At 41.8% G+C, this 17922-nt stretch carries 17 protein-coding genes; 12 read left to right on the forward strand and 5 right to left on the reverse strand.

Annotation, left to right across the window (positions count from 1 at the left end):
• Positions 1-18: 18 nt before the first annotated feature.
• The 4 genes from J1G40_RS07990 to J1G40_RS08005 are packed head-to-tail and all read right to left on the reverse strand — an operon-like array spanning position 19 to position 4477.
• The gene (locus tag J1G40_RS07990; RefSeq protein WP_265242093.1) at positions 19-624 is read right to left on the reverse strand and encodes a DUF1080 domain-containing protein; all 606 of its coding nucleotides are present in this window, start codon (positions 622-624) and stop codon (positions 19-21) included.
• A 22-nt stretch (positions 625-646) separates the two neighbouring features.
• Positions 647-1723: a PmoA family protein gene (locus J1G40_RS07995; protein ID WP_265242094.1), complete on the reverse strand. Its 1077-nt coding sequence runs from the start codon at positions 1721-1723 to the stop codon at positions 647-649.
• Between the two features lie 11 nt (positions 1724-1734).
• Positions 1735-3093, reverse strand: coding sequence for a Gfo/Idh/MocA family protein (locus J1G40_RS08000; protein ID WP_265242095.1), 1359 nt, complete (start codon positions 3091-3093; stop codon positions 1735-1737).
• A gap of 10 nt (positions 3094-3103) precedes the next feature.
• Positions 3104-4477, reverse strand: coding sequence for a DUF1080 domain-containing protein (locus tag J1G40_RS08005; protein ID WP_265242096.1), 1374 nt, complete (start codon positions 4475-4477; stop codon positions 3104-3106).
• Positions 4478-4659: 182 nt separating this feature from the next.
• Here J1G40_RS08005 and uxaC point away from each other — a divergent pair, with 182 nt between their 5' ends.
• The 6 genes from uxaC to J1G40_RS08035 all read left to right on the forward strand — a co-directional run bounded on the left by uxaC (position 4660) and on the right by J1G40_RS08035 (position 10572).
• On the forward strand, positions 4660-6069 hold the full coding sequence (gene uxaC, locus J1G40_RS08010; protein ID WP_265242097.1) for a glucuronate isomerase: 1410 nt from the start codon (positions 4660-4662) through the stop codon (positions 6067-6069).
• A 43-nt stretch (positions 6070-6112) separates the two neighbouring features.
• A complete protein-coding gene (locus J1G40_RS08015; protein WP_265242098.1) occupies positions 6113-7117 on the forward strand; it encodes a TRAP transporter substrate-binding protein in 1005 nt (334 codons plus the stop codon).
• Positions 7117-7587 carry a TRAP transporter small permease gene (locus tag J1G40_RS08020; protein WP_265242099.1) on the forward strand — a complete coding sequence of 157 codons (471 nt, stop codon included), beginning with the start codon at positions 7117-7119 and terminating at the stop codon, positions 7585-7587. The genes J1G40_RS08015 and J1G40_RS08020 overlap by 1 nt, the downstream gene beginning before the upstream one ends.
• Position 7588: 1 nt before the next feature.
• Positions 7589-8899, forward strand: a complete 1311-nt coding sequence (locus tag J1G40_RS08025; protein WP_265242100.1) for a TRAP transporter large permease — start codon at positions 7589-7591, stop codon at positions 8897-8899.
• A gap of 7 nt (positions 8900-8906) precedes the next feature.
• Complete coding sequence (locus J1G40_RS08030; protein WP_265242101.1) at positions 8907-9920, forward strand: zinc-binding alcohol dehydrogenase family protein; 1014 nt, start codon at positions 8907-8909, stop codon at positions 9918-9920.
• Between the two features lie 418 nt (positions 9921-10338).
• Positions 10339-10572, forward strand: a complete 234-nt coding sequence (locus tag J1G40_RS08035; RefSeq protein WP_265242102.1) for a hypothetical protein — start codon at positions 10339-10341, stop codon at positions 10570-10572.
• Between the two features lie 80 nt (positions 10573-10652).
• Here the strand turns inward: J1G40_RS08035 and J1G40_RS08040 are convergent, their stop codons facing one another.
• The gene (locus tag J1G40_RS08040) at positions 10653-11120 is read right to left on the reverse strand and encodes a hypothetical protein (RefSeq protein ID WP_265242103.1); all 468 of its coding nucleotides are present in this window, start codon (positions 11118-11120) and stop codon (positions 10653-10655) included.
• A 146-nt stretch (positions 11121-11266) separates the two neighbouring features.
• Between J1G40_RS08040 and J1G40_RS08045 the strand changes: the two genes are divergently transcribed.
• The 6 genes from J1G40_RS08045 to J1G40_RS08070 all read left to right on the forward strand — a co-directional run bounded on the left by J1G40_RS08045 (position 11267) and on the right by J1G40_RS08070 (position 17922).
• On the forward strand, positions 11267-11908 hold the full coding sequence (locus J1G40_RS08045; RefSeq protein ID WP_265242104.1) for a DUF1080 domain-containing protein: 642 nt from the start codon (positions 11267-11269) through the stop codon (positions 11906-11908).
• Positions 11909-12132: 224 nt separating this feature from the next.
• The gene (locus J1G40_RS08050) at positions 12133-13944 is read left to right on the forward strand and encodes an acyl-CoA dehydrogenase (protein WP_265242105.1); all 1812 of its coding nucleotides are present in this window, start codon (positions 12133-12135) and stop codon (positions 13942-13944) included.
• A gap of 41 nt (positions 13945-13985) precedes the next feature.
• Positions 13986-14762: a glucose 1-dehydrogenase gene (locus J1G40_RS08055; protein ID WP_265242106.1), complete on the forward strand. Its 777-nt coding sequence runs from the start codon at positions 13986-13988 to the stop codon at positions 14760-14762.
• Positions 14763-14789: 27 nt separating this feature from the next.
• Entirely contained in the window at positions 14790-16001 is a 1212-nt protein-coding gene (locus tag J1G40_RS08060; RefSeq protein WP_265242107.1) for an acyl-CoA dehydrogenase family protein, read from the forward strand.
• Between the two features lie 8 nt (positions 16002-16009).
• Positions 16010-17089, forward strand: a complete 1080-nt coding sequence (locus tag J1G40_RS08065) for a phosphotransferase family protein (RefSeq protein ID WP_265242108.1) — start codon at positions 16010-16012, stop codon at positions 17087-17089.
• A gap of 74 nt (positions 17090-17163) precedes the next feature.
• Complete coding sequence (locus J1G40_RS08070) at positions 17164-17922, forward strand: SDR family NAD(P)-dependent oxidoreductase (protein WP_265242109.1); 759 nt, start codon at positions 17164-17166, stop codon at positions 17920-17922.

A 17922-nucleotide genomic window follows, 5' to 3' on the forward strand; every position in this document is an offset into this window, starting at 1 on the left:
ACAGTCTGATAGATAATACTACAGGCGCTTAACGCGTATATCTTTGAACTGTATAGACATCTCGCGATTGGGATGAAGCTGCAGTCCGATTGGGCCTTTTAAATTGGCATCTTTAAGGGTGTAGCTCATCACTTCCTTGCCATTTAACCAAACTTTATAAGAATTTCCCTTTGCCATAGCCTTAATGGTATTCCACTGATCCCATTTCAATAGCTCTGCAATGCCATTGGCCTCTACCGGATAACCCATTTTTGGCACATAGGGCGATGCGGTCATATCTCGTTTCAGAGATCCTGATTCCCCAATCTGAATCTGGGGGTTTTTTTCGTCATCACCCCGCATAAAAATCCCGGAATCAACTGTACCCTCCCCAAACTTAAAGTCTAATTGCACTACAAAATCGTTGTATTCCTCTTTGGTCCAAAGTATAGACCCCAACTGGTCAGGATCGCTTTTAGCCCAAAGTGCTCCTGCCTCCATGCTCCACCAAATATTATTTTCAGGCAGCTGCCAGTGCTCAAAACTATCCCCATCAAAAATTGTCTCCATTTTACCTGCGGATGCCTGGGCCATAGCAGATGACGTACACCCCAAAATACAGATTACCAAAATAATACGTTTCATTTTCAAAGTTTTTACGTTGCTCCTACTGATTAAATGATTTAAAAAACTGATCAATTTCATCCCCCGATAATTCGGAGCCATTGTGCACTAGTATCCGGTACTTAAAAATGGTAGATGCTCCTTTCTTTAATTTGAAATTTAAGTTTTCCCTGCCTTCAGAAAAAATTGCCTGCCCTAAGGGGTTTGCAGCAAAAAGTCCATACCCTCTGGCATGCCAGTAAGTAGGAAAGCCCACATTCTTGTTGTGATCAATAATGGTAATTGAAACCGTTTCGGCATCCATACTCCCTTGGAGCTTTACCCATTTATTCCTGCTTCCCCAGACCTCATTACCCCTTAGACCTTCACTCCCCAGATAATCGCCGTTTACCCCTTCATTGCTTAAAACCTTAACCGTTGTGACATTGCCTTCTGCATCGGTATAAACTGCAGCCTGGTCAGAAGGAAGTTCCAGTTCCCGGGTAACACGTATGGCTATCATACCTTCTTTGTTATCTTTAAAATCTACCTCCTGCAGTGCCTTTAAAGTGGTTATTCTGTCTATGTATCTGGTATTTCCCGTTTCATTAAAAACATACTGTGTTGTTTCCTCCAAAAGATCAACACTATCAAGAGAACGCCAGAGTGCTTTAGTGGTAAGCATCCCTTCGTCCTCATTCTGGTCTACTATTTCCTGGTGGAAAATAGTACCGTATTTATGTTTTTCTTCCGTTGGAATGGCATATGAATTATTCCAGAAATCCAAACCATTAACATCCCCATAATTCAACCATAAACCAACATGATGAGGATGATCTATACGCTCATTAGGCCTTGGCTGATAAGGAAAACCCCTGGTGACCGTCTTTCCACTCTTGGTGAGAATTGGGTACAATATAGGTTTAGGGGTTTGGCCATCATATACATAATTGGTAAACAGTTCGCCATTGATTTTTACGGCTACTTTCTTACTGGCAGGGTCATGGACGAAAGCAATCCTGGGACTAAGATCTTTTTGGTTTTCAATAGCGATTTCACTTTCGGATGCCGCTTTCTTGTCTTTGCAAGAAACGGTAAGCAGTAGAACCACTAAACAACTATATATTAAATTTCGCAACATCTTCAACTTTATTAATATTGAAATACTTTTCCGCCCGCCAGCACATCTTGTGTTGTCTCATCAAAGGTTGCTTTTAATCCGGTCCTAAGTGCTGCCGTGGTCATGATGTTAGCAATAGAATGGTTATATCCTGCTTCTACCGGACCATTTGTAGTATTGCGACTTCTGACACATTCCATCCAATTCAGCATATGCAATGAGGTCATGTTATCTGCCCCCGTATTTGCAGAGGTAACCACTTTTGGGGCATTCTCAGACAAATTAAACGCTGCCAATCTATTGGGTTGCATATCCATTGCGCTTGCAAACCGTTCCGTGAGCCCTCCATTATCACTAACTTTATTGGTATCCAGGTTTAACTCCCCGCCATTGGAATAATAAATTTCTTTGGTGCCACCGGCCGAATTGGTAAATCTTGAAGAATAAGTTACCTGAAAACCCGAACTCATATCATCTGCCGGGCCGTAATCGAATACCGCAGACATGGTATCGAAGTTTTTGCGACCGTCTTTCCATAGGTATATCCCTCCATTGGCCGCTACACTTCTGGGATGATTCAGGCCAGAAAACCAGTGAACAGTATCTATTTGGTGAGACATCCATTGGCCAGGGATTCCGGAAGAATACGGCCAGAATAACCTATATTCCAAATATTTTCTGGGGTCCCAGGCAGCCGGAGGCCGGTTCATCTGATACCGTTTCCAATCCGTATCCGATTCTCTGATTTCGCTTGTTAATTTAGGCAGGCGCCATCTTCCGGGCTGGTTCACATTCCAGGTCATTTCCACCATTACAATATCTCCAAACTTACCAGATTTAATAAACTCATCTGCCGCATGGTAATTGGCCCCACTCCTTCTCTGAGATCCAATTTGAAATACAATCCCCGAATCTTTTACCGCCTTTAAGCCTACCCGGGCATCAGCCATCGTTTCTGCAAAAGGCTTTTCGCAATACACATCTTTTTTTGCAGTAGCGGCCTGTACCGTATGCAAGGCATGCTGAAAATCTGCTGTTGAAATGATGACGGCATCAATCTTATCCCGGGCATACATTTCTTCGTTATTTTCCCATTGTTTTATTTTGTTACCAGTGGTTTCCTTAATAAAGGCTGCACCTTCATCTCTACGACGATTCCAAATATCTGAAACCCCGACAATTTCAAAATTCTGCTTTTCTGAATGTCCGTTAAATGCAGGTATTAGCGCTCCTTTTGCACGATTGGAAAACCCGGATATCCCAACACGTACACGATCATTTGAACCCAATATTTTCCTGTAACTACTAGCACTCATAGCATTTGCACCTAATACGATTCCGCCAGATGCCAAAGCCGATTTCTTAATAAAACTGCGTCTGTTTTTGCCCATGATAATTAGTTTAAAATTCCCTTATTTTAATATTTTTAAAAGATACTTCATCCCCATGATCCTGGAGTAAAATCAGGCCCTGAGGCAGCCGTCCAAAATTCTCCCATTTTTCGTATTTGCTCTTCTCTACCAGCGCTTTGAAAATCTGACTAAACCTGTTGAACTCTACCACTTTTACCTGATTCAGCCAGTGTTCTACATGTCCATCCCTAACCACTATGCGTGCGTTGTTCCATTTGCCTACTCCTTTAAAATTTTTCCCTCTGGAACTATCATCATTTTCGGCCCTGATTAAATCGTACAAGGAGCCTACTGTCCTGTTTCCGTTCTTTCCCATTTTTGCATCTGGGTGTTTTTTGTCGTCCAACACCTGAAACTCTAAGCCAATTGCAGAACCTTCGCCTTTATTAAGTTCGGCATCCACAAAATACTTAATACCACTATTGGCTCCTTCAGTTATTCTAAAATCAACACTCAGCTCAAAATTGCTGAAGGCACCCGTAGTGACAATATCTCCCCCATTTCTAGATTCGTACCCCCCGGAAGACAATACGGTAAGCAATCCGTCATTTATTTCCCATCCTTTCTCCGGGAATTTATCGAGTTTTGCACCTCTCCAACCCTGAGTAGATGTACCATCCCACAACAAGCGCCAGCCTTTCCTAGTTTCATTATCGGTCAGCCTGTTCTTTAAATAACTTATTTCCGGAACTTCCGTGTCTGGCTGTTTTCTGGAACCTTCCAGATTTGTAGTGCTGATTTTTATATTTTTCCACTTCACAATTTTACCTTCTAAGCTTTCATCATGAATACTGTGTACCTGAAAGGCAATAAAGCCCTCAGCGGTTGTATCATCTACCAAATTGGCACATTGTACATCATTGATCCATGTACGAATAGAGGAACCTACGGCCTCAATTCTGTAATGGTTCCACTGACCAGGCTTAAATGCATTCTGGCCTTTAGGGTTTCTGGACAATGGATAAAGCCAGCCACTTCTTGCTTCATCATATACCCCCCCGGCCCATTTTCTGTCGCTTGTTTCTATTTCACATTGGTAGCCGTGCACCCTCCCATCCATATATTCTGGAATACTAAGGCTTCTGAATTGCACGCCGGAGTTTAATCCGTTCTCAACAAATACATCAAACTCCAATATAAAATCCCCATAGGTATTTTTTGTAGCCATAAAACTGTTAGGAGTACCAAGTTTTGATGTTCCGATTAATTGTCCATCCTTTATTTCATAAGAAGCGTCCCCGTTGAGTTGCTGAAAGTTGGAAAGGTCTTTACCGTTAAACAACATTTCCCAGTTTTCCTGGGCAGTAACTGCGCAACTCCCTATAAGAAATAGCGCTAAAAACTGTATTTTAATTTTCTTCATAATTATATTAAATCTGTGTGCAAAAACTTGCTGGTTTATATCAATTGGTGCCCGTATATGTGAGTACCAACGAATTTAATAAATTATTCCGTTAACGTTAACGTTATCTAAAATTTATTTTTATCTTGTAGCTTAAGGTAGGAAGTGAAAAAAACAACCATCAGGCATAATCCAGCTATACAATGGGCAAAAAAAGCACATTCATTCATGATGATTTTTTATTAAATAACAAGTATGCGAAAACGCTATATCATGACCATGCGGCCAATATGCCGATTATAGATTATCACAACCATCTGCCCCCTGAAGAAATAGCGGAAAATAAGATCTTTAACAACATCACCGAGATATGGATCAATGGAGACCATTACAAATGGAGGGCCATGCGGACTTTGGGGATAGATGAAAAATACATTACCGGGAATGCCAGTGATTTTGAAAAGTTTCAAAAATGGGCACATACAGTGCCCCATACCATGAGAAACCCATTATATCATTGGACCCACCTGGAGTTGAAGAGGTATTTTGGAATTTCAGATGCATTAAATACTCAAAGTGCCGAAGCCATTTATCGTGAAACTTCAGAAAAATTAAACAGCCCCGAATTTAGCTGTCAAAATTTGCTGACCAAAATGAATGTTGAAGTGCTGTGTACCACTGAAGACCCTACAGACACTTTGGAACACCACAGGAAAATTGCTAAGAGCAATTTTAAAACCAAAGTAGGTACGGCCTTCAGGCCAGATAAAGCCATTTTTATCGGGGCGGCATCCTATAACGATTACCTGGACAAATTAGAAGACGTTACTGGCATTACAATTAGCTCTTATAACGACCTGTGCGAGGCCCTTAGAAATAGAATTATCTTCTTTAACGAAAATGGATGCAGCTTATCAGATCATGGGCTGGAGCATTTGTATGCGGAAGATTTTACGGCATCTGAAATAAAGTCGATTTTTAAGAGAAAGAGAAGCAATCAAAAAATAAGTACTGTAGAAGTGGCAAAGTTTCAGAGTGCCATGCTCCTTTTCCTTTCAGAGACCTACCACGAATTTAGCTGGGTACAGCAATATCATTTAGGAGCCTTAAGAAATAACAATAGCAGAATGCACCAGCTTCTTGGGCCAGATACCGGCTGGGATTCTATAGGCGATTTCTCCCAGGCCAGGAAACTATCCACATTTCTAAATAAATTAGACAGTAAAAATGTACTTCCCAAAACCATAATTTACAACCTAAACCCTGCTGACAATGAAGTAATGGCAGCTATGATTGGGAACTTTAATGATGGTAGTATAAAGGGTAAAGTCCAGTTTGGATCTGCCTGGTGGTTTTTAGACCAGAAAGATGGGATGACCCAACAATTAAATGCACTTTCTAATATTGGTCTTATCAGCTGTTTTATTGGTATGCTAACAGATTCACGAAGTTTTCTTTCTTATCCACGACATGAATATTTCAGGCGTATTCTTTGTAATTTGTTCGGCACTGATATAGAGAACGGAGAATTACCTGACGACATGGACTGGATTGGCCAAATAATAGAAGACATTTGTTATTACAACGCAAAAGACTATTTTAATTATCAATAAGCCACTGTCCGACCTTAACTTAAAAGATGCAAAGCATACATTAATGAAGTATTTAACTCAACAGAAATGGTTACTACGGGTTTTTTCATTTGCCCTGATAGCCCTTACTTCCTTAATGATATTGTCTTGTTCCGCCAACAAAAACAGAAAGACGCTTTATTTTGCACATTCACTTCCCACTTCACATCCTGTTCACAAGGGGATTCTGATTATGCAAGAGGCCCTTCTTAAAAATTCCGGTGGGAAATTGCAGATCAAAGTATTTCCGGATGGGCAGTTGGGTTCGGAAAGAGAAACCCTGGAACTATTGCAGATAGGAAGTATAGCCATGACCAAGGTAAGCGCCTCAGCCCTGTCTAATTTTGCGCCGGAATATCAGGTGCTGGTTATCCCTTACTTGTTTCGGGATAGTGAACACCTTTTTAAAAACCTTGAAGGCGATGTAGGCCAACAACTACTGGCAAGTGGTACTGAATATCTCTTGCGTGGAATCTGTTTCTACGATGCGGGTGCAAGGAGTTTTTATACCAAAGACAGACCGGTAAATTCTCCTGATGATCTTGCCGGATTAAAGTTAAGAGTACAAAACGATCAAATGTCTGTGGATATGGCCAATACCCTGGGCGCTGCAGCCACCCCTATGGCCTTTGGAGAACTCTATACTGCCTTGCAACAAAATGTGGTGGACGGGGCAGAAAATAACATTCCATCATTCGTAAGCTCCAACCATTTTGAAGTATGCAAGTACTACATTTTTGATGAGCATACCATGGTCCCGGATGTAGTGGTGATCGGAACAAAATTCTGGAACCAATTATCAGATGAGGAAAAGGGTTGGCTAGACGATTCGGCCAAACAGAGTGTTGCCAAACAAAAGCAGTTCTGGAAAGAAACCGTGGTTGAAAATATGAAGATGCTCAAAGAAAAAGGAGTAGAATTTATCTATCCGCAGAAAGCACCCTTTATTAAAAAGTCGAAACCCATTATGGAGAAGTTGCTAATGCATCCCGACTTAAAACCAATTATAGATCAAATAAACGCTAACTAATGGAAAAAATCTATACTTCCTTAAACAAGACCATAGAAACCCTCCTGGTGATCATTTTCTCTTTGCTGGTTATAGACGTAGTATGGCAGGTAGTGTCTCGCTATGTTGTGGGCCAGTCTAGCTCTTTTACTGAGGAGTTTGCCCGGTTTTCGTTAATATGGTTAACTGTGCTGGGTGCGGCCTACATTAACGGAAGTAAAGACGGGCATCTGTCTATGGATTTTCTGTTGTCAAAACTCCCGGCAGCAAAGAAAGTAAGACGACAAAAAGTAATCCAGGTCTTAATGGCCTTATTTGCATTGATTATTATGGTTCTGGGAGGTGGTAATTTGGTATACACCACATTAACACTTGGCCAGATCTCCTCCGCCCTGCAAATTCCCCTGGGATTTGTGTACGCCATTGTACCCATTTCGGGTATGATGATCATATTTTTTTCAATTTACAATATCAGGAAACTAAACTTTTAAGATGAGTATTGAAACAATAAGCATTCTAGTTCTTTTTCTGAGTTTCATCGGGCTGTTGGCCTATGGGGTTCCTGTTGCCTATGCCATTGGCATTTCTACGACATTGACTTTAATAATAAATATTGCCTTTTTACCAGCCACAACCACAGCTGCTCAACGGATGACTACCGGCATTGATAATTTTGCCTTACTGGCTATCCCCTTCTTTATTTTAGCCGGGGAGATTATGAATACCGGAGGTATCGCCAAAAGGTTGATAGATTTTGCCAAATCACTTATAGGCAGCCTCCCAGGCGGACTCGCATTTGTGAATATCATTGCCGCCATGCTCTTTGGCGCCATTTCAGGGTCGGCAGTGGCCGCAGCATCGGCCATAGGAAGTACCCTGACAGATAAAATGGAGAAAGAAGGCTATCCCAGGGAATTCAGTGCAGCAGTAAATATTAGTTCCTCAACCACGGGTTTGTTAATACCTCCCAGCAATGTACTGATCATTTTTGCATTAGCCAGTGGGGGAACGGCCTCCGTTGCGGCACTTTTTGTAGCTGGTTATGTTCCGGGAATATTAGTAGGGCTTGCACTGATGATTATGGTCTACGTATATGCTAAGCGAATGAAATTGCCCAAAGCCCCAAGGGTAGGATTTAAAAAACTATTTCTGGATTTCAGAAGAGCAATACTGAGTTTAACCCTCCTGATAATTGTAGTAGGCGGTATTGTAGTCGGAGTATTTACAGCCACCGAAGCGGCCGCCATTGCCGTGGTCTATGCCGTAATCCTGGGATTTGTACATAAAGAACTTAAATTCAGTGATTTTAAACCCTTATTACTGCGCAGTGCAAAAACAACGGCTATAGTTATGTTTCTTATTGCCACCTCTATGGCCATGTCATGGATGTTTTCTTTTGAAGGTATCCCACAATTGCTAACCTCAGCCTTATTAGAGAATGTGAGTAATCCAATTTTAATATTCCTGATGATCAATATTATTTTGCTCATAGTGGGTACTTTTATGGATATGACCCCCGCTGTATTGATTTTTACCCCCATTTTTCTCCCGGTAGCTATTGCATTGGGGATGCATCCTGTGCAGTTTGGGATGATCATTGTTCTAAACTTGTGTATAGGAGTCTGTACCCCGCCGGTGGGCACCTTGCTCTTTGTAGGGAGCGGTGTGGCTAAAGTTCCTGTAACCAGGGTAATTAAGCCACTGTTGCCTTTACTTGCCGTAATGACCCTGGTACTGTTGATCATCACCTATTTCCCGGAGCTTTCATTGTGGTTGCCAAGGGTATTTGGACTAATTGATTAAAAGGAAGATGAAGTATATAGTATGTAAAGAACCCGGAACTTTCTTGTTAGAAGAAAAAGGTCTCCCTCAACGTAAAGAAGGGGAAGCATTGCTCCGCATTACAAAAATAGGCATTTGCGGAACAGACCTTCATGCCTACCAGGGCAACCAGTCCTTTTTTACCTATCCCAGAATATTAGGTCATGAACTGGCGGCGGAAATAATAGAAATAGGAGATAATCCACAGGGGCTGAAGGTGGGAGAAAAGGTAATAATTATGCCTTATCTAAGTTGTGGAAAATGCATAGCCTGTAGAAACGAAAAAACCAATTGCTGTACAGATATAGCTGTTTTGGGTGTACATACAGACGGTGGAATGCAGGAGATCATCAGCCTGCCTACCGATATACTGCTACCTTCAGGAAAGTTAACAGATAAGGAGATTGCCATTGTAGAACCCCTGGCCATTGGAGCGCATAGCCTTAGAAGGGCACAACTTATAAAAGGAGAATCTGTATTAGTGGTAGGTTGCGGCCCTATTGGTTTGGGAATTATAAAATTGGCACAGCTTGATGGGGCCAATGTCATTGCTATGGATGTTAGCAGGCAGCGTCTGGAGTACACCAAATCTGCTTTTGGAGTCAGACATCTTGTTAATGCTTTGGAAAATCCATTAGAAACACTTCTTGCGTGCAATGACAATGAACTCCCTACCCTGGTAATAGATGCCACAGGGAATAAGCAGGCCCTGGAATCCGGGGTGCAATACATGGCTCACGGGGGCAGGTATGTACTGGTAGGCCATCATAAAGGAGACCTGAGTTTTAATCATCCTTTTATTCATAGCAGGGAAACCACCCTGATGTGTAGTAGAAATGCCACAATAGAAGACATGTTAAGGGTAAAAGAGGTGTTGGAAGGTGGCGAGTTCCCTACTGAGGCCTATATCACCCATGAGGTACCTTTTGAACAAATGATCAAGAACTTTGATTCCTGGTTACAACCGGAGACTGGCGTTGTAAAGGCGATGCTAAGTTTATAAATGGTTCTGTTTACTACAAAATGGAAGTCACCGGATGAATTGTGGGCCCTATGACTGGTAAGCCTTAGAAGCCAGATACCCTGCATTATTTTTTACTTATTCATCCCTTAACATACCCTCCTTCACCTATATGTTTAAGAAGTTTACCGCTCAAGTTTATCCATGAAGTGTCGTTTAATCCGATTAAGAACAGTAAAATCCTTATAAAACCCTGCTCTTAGAGCATGGTGAAACCCTATTCTCTCCGATAAACTGCAGCTAATTTCGGTAAAGTGATTTTGCCCTATTCGACGTTTATCGGACATTTTTTGCACTTTAACCCAGAATTTGTCAGTTACCGAAAAATAAAGGGTTTTGAACGGTTTACAACCCGCCAGGATACGCTGAACTGCGTTTTTATTATATAAAAACGCAAGTCATGAAAACGCTTATAACTTTAATTTTTGTTCTTCTTATCGGATTCGCTGCACAGGCTCAGGATACTACAACTGAAGTTAAGGTTGCTACTATAGAAATGGGTATTGTAACCGATACTAACGAAGAAGTTAAAGAAACTACTACTGAAGTTGCTCGTTTGTATAAGAGAAGTAATTCTAGAGTAAAGAAAGCGCTTTCTTTTACTACTAAAAGAAACAAGGCTAAATTGGCTTAAAATAACCTTTTCACTGTTTATTGGGCTGCGCTACACAAAAGATTAAACTTACTTCACCCATTGTTTAACTCAGGAACAATTTATCCCGCCAACTTTTCTTGTGCGGGTTTTTGATAGAAACTACCTCCAATGACAAATGCAGCGGAAATAATCATCAGGTTCTTGATTATATATTGTCCCTCCATGGTAGGCATTAAATAGTTGCCGTTCTGAAATGTAGTCTCCGGCAGGAAGATCAGGGGCAAAAAGGTACCAAACATTTGTAAGAACAATAAAGGAATAGCAATCCTGGTGGTGATTTTAGACAAAAAACACAATCCTATAACCATTTCCCACCACCCGATCAGATTTAGCCATACCTCAGGTTCAATAAAAGGCAGCCAGGCCACAGTTGCTTTTAACAGCGGTTCGGCAGGGGATACCCCCAAAGGCTTCAGGATACCAAACCAAAAGAAAATTATAGCAAAGGAAAAGCGAATGGCAGGTATACCCCAACGGTTCATATATCCGGCTACAATTTGATCTATTTTATAGTAGTCTAATTTCATATCAAATGTTTCTGGGACCAAATTAAGCTATCGCCAACAATTATTAAAGTTTTAAACCATTCTCATCGATAGGTTGGGGCAAAAACATCCAATGTCTAGGTAAGTACTTTTTTTTATACCTTATCCATAAATTTAAGATCTTAGATATGAAAGCTTTACTGAAATCCTTATTCTCATTAATTTTCTGCTTAACTGTATTGGTTACTTCCAGTGCTCAGGAGACCTCAGAATGGGTACCCCTGTTCGATGGCAAGAGCCTGGATGGTTGGAAAGTAGGTGAAAACGCCGACACCTTTTCGGTGGTGGACGGACAGATTAAGGTGGCTGGTCCCAGGGCCCATTTATTTTATGTGGGAGCCGTGGAAGAGCACAATTTCAGAAACTTTGAATTCAAAGCAAAGGTGATGACCAAACCCGGGGCCAACTCAGGGATCTACTTCCACACTGAATATCAGGAAGATGGGTGGCCATCATATGGGTACGAAGTACAGGTGAATAATTCTCAACAAGATTGGAAACGAACAGGGAGTTTATACGGCATTGTAGATGTTAAGGAAAATTATGCCACAGATAACGAATGGTACACAGAATACATAAAAGTTAAAGACAACCGCGTCATAGTTAAAATTAATGATGTAGTTACGGTAGACTACACCCAACCAGAACAGCCAAAAAGAGGTGATGGTGATAAACATAGAATTCTCCGGGGAGGCACATTTGCCTTACAGGGGCACGATCCTGGAAGCGTGGTGTTCTACAAAGATATTATGGTAAGACCCATTAAATAATTGGCTCTAAATCTTATCTCCGAAATGTTATCGTTTTATTCATAATTATACAGTTCAGCTTATTGATCTTTAAGCTGGTAAGTCCGTGGTATATTTTGAAATTATCAGGATCCATTTAAGCCATACGTACTCCTTTTTAAGGATTTAAGCATTTCTTCTCCTTTACTAGCCTGCTTTCATTTTATCTGTTATCTTAGAAGACCTAATAAAAATCCGGAAGTGCTATGGCTAGGCAGTATATCGATATTGATACCCTCAAATTTTTACTTTATAATGTGCATAACCTCCAGGAAGTTTTAGATCAGGCCCGTTTTAAGGACTATGATCTAGGATCTGTGGAACTTTTTATAAATGCCACCAAAGATTTTTCGGATAAGGAACTCTACCCATACTTCCAGGAAATGGACGCCCATGCTGCCTATTTTGAGGATGGAGAAATTATAGTACACCCCCAGGTGAGAGAATATATGAAAAAGGGTGGAGAAATGGGCCTTATTGCTGCTCTCTTTGATTATGAAGTTGGCGGCCTGCAAATGCCAAGTATGGTAGTTACCGCAGCAACATATTTACAGGAGACAGCAAATAACCATTTGCCCGGATATATTGGACTCACCCTGGGTGCTGCTGAATTAATTGTGCATTTTGGTAATGAGGATTTAAAGGAAACTTTTGTTCCAAAAATGCTGACAGGTGCCTGGGGCGGAACCATGTGCCTTACAGAGCCTCAGGCGGGAAGCTCCCTGTCAGATATAGTAACCACTGCGGAACCCGATGGCGACAGCTATAAAATTTCCGGTCAAAAGATATTTATTTCCGGTGGGGATTACCAGGGGGTAGAAAACATTGTACACCTGGTTCTGGCCCGGATAAAAGGTGCCCCGGCAGGAACCAAAGGAATTTCATTATTCGTAGTCCCCAAGAACAGATCCGATGACCAGGGAAATCTTATTTCCAACGATGTGGCCACCCTGGGAGATTTTCAAAAAATGGGTCAAAAAGGGTATTGCACTACTCATTTATCTTTTGGTGATAAAAACGATTGTGAAGGATGGTTGGTAGGGGAAGCCAATCTTGGATTAAAATATATGTTCATGATGATGAACGGAGCCCGTATTGGAGTGGGGCGCGGTGCAGCGGCAATTGCCATGGCTGCTTATCAGGCTTCTCTCGCCTATGCAAAAGAAAGGCCTCAAGGTAGAAGTCTTACCTCTAGTGGTAAAAAGGATGTTTCACAAGAACAAACCCTTATTATTAACCATCCCGACGTAAAGCGAATGCTGCTTTTACAAAAGGTGATATCCGAAGGTGCCTTGAGTCTGGTACTTCTTTCATCCAAATACCAAGACCTTTCAGTTACACATCCCGACGCCGAAGTAAGAGAAAAATATCACAACTTATTAGAAATGCTTACCCCAATTGCCAAAACCTATCCTTCAGAAATGGGATCTGTTTCTGTCAGTAACGGGCTTCAGGTACTTGGTGGCTATGGTTTTTGCTCCGACTTTATTCTACAGCAATATCACAGGGATATTCGCATTTTCCCAATATATGAAGGGACAACAGGAATTCAGTCTCTGGATCTGTTGGGAAGGAAAGTTACCATGAATAATGGTATTGGCTTACAATTATTATCCGCAGAAATAATGGATACTATTAAGCAAGCATCTGCCCATGAGGAGCTTGCGTCTTACGCCAAAACCCTGGGAAACAAACTGGAATTGGTACAGCAAGTGCTTAAATTTCTTATTCCCTTTGCACAAAAAGGCAACTATGAACGCTTCCTTTCAGACGCTACGGTATTTATGGAATTCTTTGGCAACATAATTATTGGTTGGCTTTGGTTAGATATGGCCGTAAATGCGAAAAATGCCCTGAAAGCAGAAGACAATAAATATCCAAGGGATTTTTATCTCAGTAAAATACACGCCATGAAGTTTTACTATAAATACGAGCTGTCAAAAACCTCGGCCCTGGCAGAAATATTGCTTAATGAAGAAGTCCTTACCATTGATAGGGACCATAAAATATTCAACTAAGTTAAGTGTATCCCTTTTTATAAAATTCATTCGACAAAACTATGAGTACCATTACATCCAGATTTAATTTAAACGGCAAAGTGGCCATCATTACAGGCTCTAGCAAGGGAATTGGTAAGTCTATTGCCAGGGGTCTTGCAGAAAATGGGGCAAAAGTAGTGATCAGCAGCAGAAAGCAAGAGGCAGTTGATGCAGTAGCGGCAGAGTTTAAAAATGCCGGTTTAGAAGCCACCGGCATTCAGTGCCATATTGGTGATGCTGAGCAACGTAAGAGATTAATTGATAAAACTCTGGAAACCTATGGGAGCATAGACATCCTGGTAAACAATGCTGCCATAAACCCTTATTACGGCCCCTTAGAAGGTTCTGACGAGTTGGTTTTTGACAAGATCATGGAGGTAAATGTTAAGGCCCCCTGGATACTTTCCAATCTTGCATTACCCCATATGAAGCAACAAGGCGCGGGTAGTATTATTAATATATCCTCAGTAGAAGGGTTGCGGCCTGGATTTGGGTTGGGCTTATACAGCGCTACCAAATCGGCTCTGATCATGCTAACCAAAAATCAGGCTAAAGAATGGGGCCGCCACGGAGTTAGAGCTAATGTAATTTGCCCCGGGCTTATAAAGACAAAATTTAGTGAAGGGCTTTGGGCTGATGAAAATTTGGTAAACAGATTTACCAAGGCGCTGCCACTACAAAGAATTGCAGCCCCGGAAGAAATGGCCGGATTGGTCATGCTCCTGGCCTCGGAAGCCGGTTCTTACATGACTGGCGGAGTCTATACTGCAGACGGAGGGTATATGGTTGCCGGATAATGCAATGATTAAGTAAACGAAAAGAATATGAATTTTGATTATAGTGAGAAGTCGATTCAACTACAGCAAAGACTGAAGAGTTTTATCGCTGCACATATAGCCCCGGTGGAGGAAGAAGTAAATGCATTCCACCACAATCCTGAGAACGCCTGGACCAAATGGCCCGGCCTCGAAAGTTTAAAAGAGAAAGCAAAAGATGCGGGATTATGGAACCTATTTCTTCCCAAAAACTATGGGGAACTCAGCCCCGGGCTCTCCAATCTGGAATACGCACCTCTTGCTGAAATAATGGGTAGAATACTCTGGTGTTCAGAAATTTTTAATTGCAGTCCACCAGATACCGGGAATATGGAAGTGCTTGCCAAATATGGTAGCCCACAACAGCAAAAAGATTGGTTGCAACCCCTGATGCAGGGCACTATTCGCTCTGCATTTTTGATGACAGAACCCCAGGTGGCTTCTTCCGATGCCACCAATATTGAAACTGCTATCGTTGCAGATGGGGATGAGTATGTAATTACGGGTAGAAAATGGTGGTCTTCGGGCGCTATGGACCCCCATTGTAAAATCTGCATAGTAATGGGCAAAACAGATTTTACCGCTCAAAGACACCTGCAACAAAGTATGATTTTAGTACCTATGGACACCCCTGGTCTTAAGGTAGTAAGACCGCTTAGCGTTTTTGGTTACAACGACTCCCCGGAGGGCCATGCGGAAATAATATTAGACCAGGTACGCGTACCTAAATCTAACCTCCTCCTTACTGAAGGCAAAGGTTTTGAAATTGCTCAGGGGAGACTGGGGCCAGGTAGGATTCATCACTGTATGCGATTAATTGGGATGGCACAACGTTCGCTCGAACTAATGTCTGTACGCGCCTCAGAGCGCAGTCCGTTTGGCAGAACCCTGGACACCTACAGCAGTATTCGCCAGGAAATTGCAAATTCTGCCTGTGAAATTCAGCAGGCCAGACTATTGGTACTATCTGCTGCAGATAAAATGGATAAGGTGGGTAATAAAGAAGCCAAAGATCTTATTGCCATGATTAAAATAGTTGCCCCAAATATGGCCTTAAGGGTTATAGACAGGGCCATACAAATTATGGGCGGTAAGGGAGTCAGTGGTGACACCCCCCTGGCCCATTTTTATGCTTCGGCCAGAACCTTGCGCCTGGCAGATGGCCCGGATGAAGTTCATTTGAGTCAGTTAGGCAAAAACACTATTAAAAAGTATTTATAAGTTTGGCCATGGCTTCAAAAGATCTTACCAGGACTGTGCTCGAAGGAGAAGAACTTCAGGAAGAAAACCTGAAGCAGTATTTGTTGGAGCATCAATTAATCGATGCAACAAGCAGCCCAATTGAAGTACATCAATTTTACAATGGCTATTCTAATCTGACCTACCTGTTAAAAATTGAAAATAAAGAATATGTACTTCGAAGACCCCCGTTTTCTGCCCCCAAAAGGGGACATGATATGGGAAGAGAATTTAAGGTATTAGACAATTTAAAAGGCGTTTTTGATAAGTCCCCAAAAGTATTTGTCCATTGTGAAGACAAGGACATAATTGGTGCACCTTTCTATATTATGGAAAAAGTGGAAGGCATAATTTTAACGGCAAATGAGGCCGCCAAACTTAAAATTACTCCATCAGAATTTATAACCATTTCAGATACCTGGTTAGATACTTTTGTAGCATTACATCAGCTCGACTATGAGGCAGCCCGCCTTGGCGATCTGGGCAAACCTCAGGGATATGTAGCACGGCAAGTAACCAATTGGGGCAGGCAATACCTTGCTGCTGCAACCGAAGATGTTACCGCAGCTCACAAGGTAATGGCCTGGATGGAAGAACATCAACCAAAAGCCTATCAGTACAGTCTTATTCACAACGACTTTAAGTACGACAATATCGTTTTTACCGATAACCAATGGGGTAAGGTTGCCGCCATCCTGGATTGGGAAATGTGTACCCTGGGAGATCCGCTCATGGACCTGGGTACCTCTCTGGGGTATTGGATCACCAGCGATGATGCCGATTTTGTAAAACACGGTCTCCCCTCCCCTACCATGATGCCAGGCAATCCGTCAAGAACAGAGATTGTACATCAATATGCACTTAAGAGTGGAAGAAACGTAGATCACCTGACATTCTATTTTGCCTATGGCCTTTTTAAAATCGCCGTGATTGCACAGCAAATTTATTACCGATATAAACACGGGCATACCAGCGACAAGCGATTTGCAAATTTGAACAAAACAGCGGCCCTATGTTGCCAAACCGCCTGGCAGGCAATTCAAAAAAATAAAATAGACGACTTGTACTAATGATCATAATAAATAACATGATAATTAACCCTTTAAGTAGCTCATATAGCTCTAAAAAAGTTAAGGCCTGACATATGGAATTAAATAATAAAGTCATTATTGTCAGTGGAGCAGGGAGCGGTATTGGAGCGGCCACTGCTAAACTATTATCTGCCCAGGGAGCAAAAGTTATAGCATCAGATATAGACCTGTCCAAGGTAGAAGCGGTAGTTAATGAAATAACAAAATCTGGTGGCCAGGCCTGGGCGAAACAAACAGATGTTACTCAATTCACGGAAGTAGCAGCGCTGGTTTCCGAAACAGTAGCAGATCATAACCAAATAGACGTTATGGTAAATAATGCCGGAATTGGCGGAGAGCACCAGAGAAAAACTGCAGAACACACCAACGAAGATTGGCATAATGTAATTGCCGTAAACCAGACAGGTGTATTCTATTGCATGAAAACGGCATTACAGCAAATGATGAAACAGGGTTATGGAAATATTATCAATATAGCCTCCCTGGCTGGTCTAAAGCCATCGGGATACAACCTGTCTTACAGTGCCAGCAAATTTGCCGTAGTGGGAATGACCAAATCTGCTGCATTAGAATATGGGCGCAAGAATATTAGAATCAATGCAATTTGTCCGGGATATACACAATCTCCACTTTTAGATAAGCTAATAGGTAACAAGCCTGAAATGGGCGATACATTAAAAAAACTGATCCCAATGGACAGGTTTGGGGAAGCTTCAGAAATTGCGGAGGCTATTGCCTGGTTGGCTTCAGATAAAACCAAATATATCACCGGCCAGACTATTATTCTGGATGGGGGAACATCATTAATTTAG

Origin of the sequence: Muriicola sp. Z0-33 (assembly GCF_026126425.1) — a bacterium.
Lineage (GTDB): Bacteria > Bacteroidota > Bacteroidia > Flavobacteriales > Flavobacteriaceae > JAFMPW01.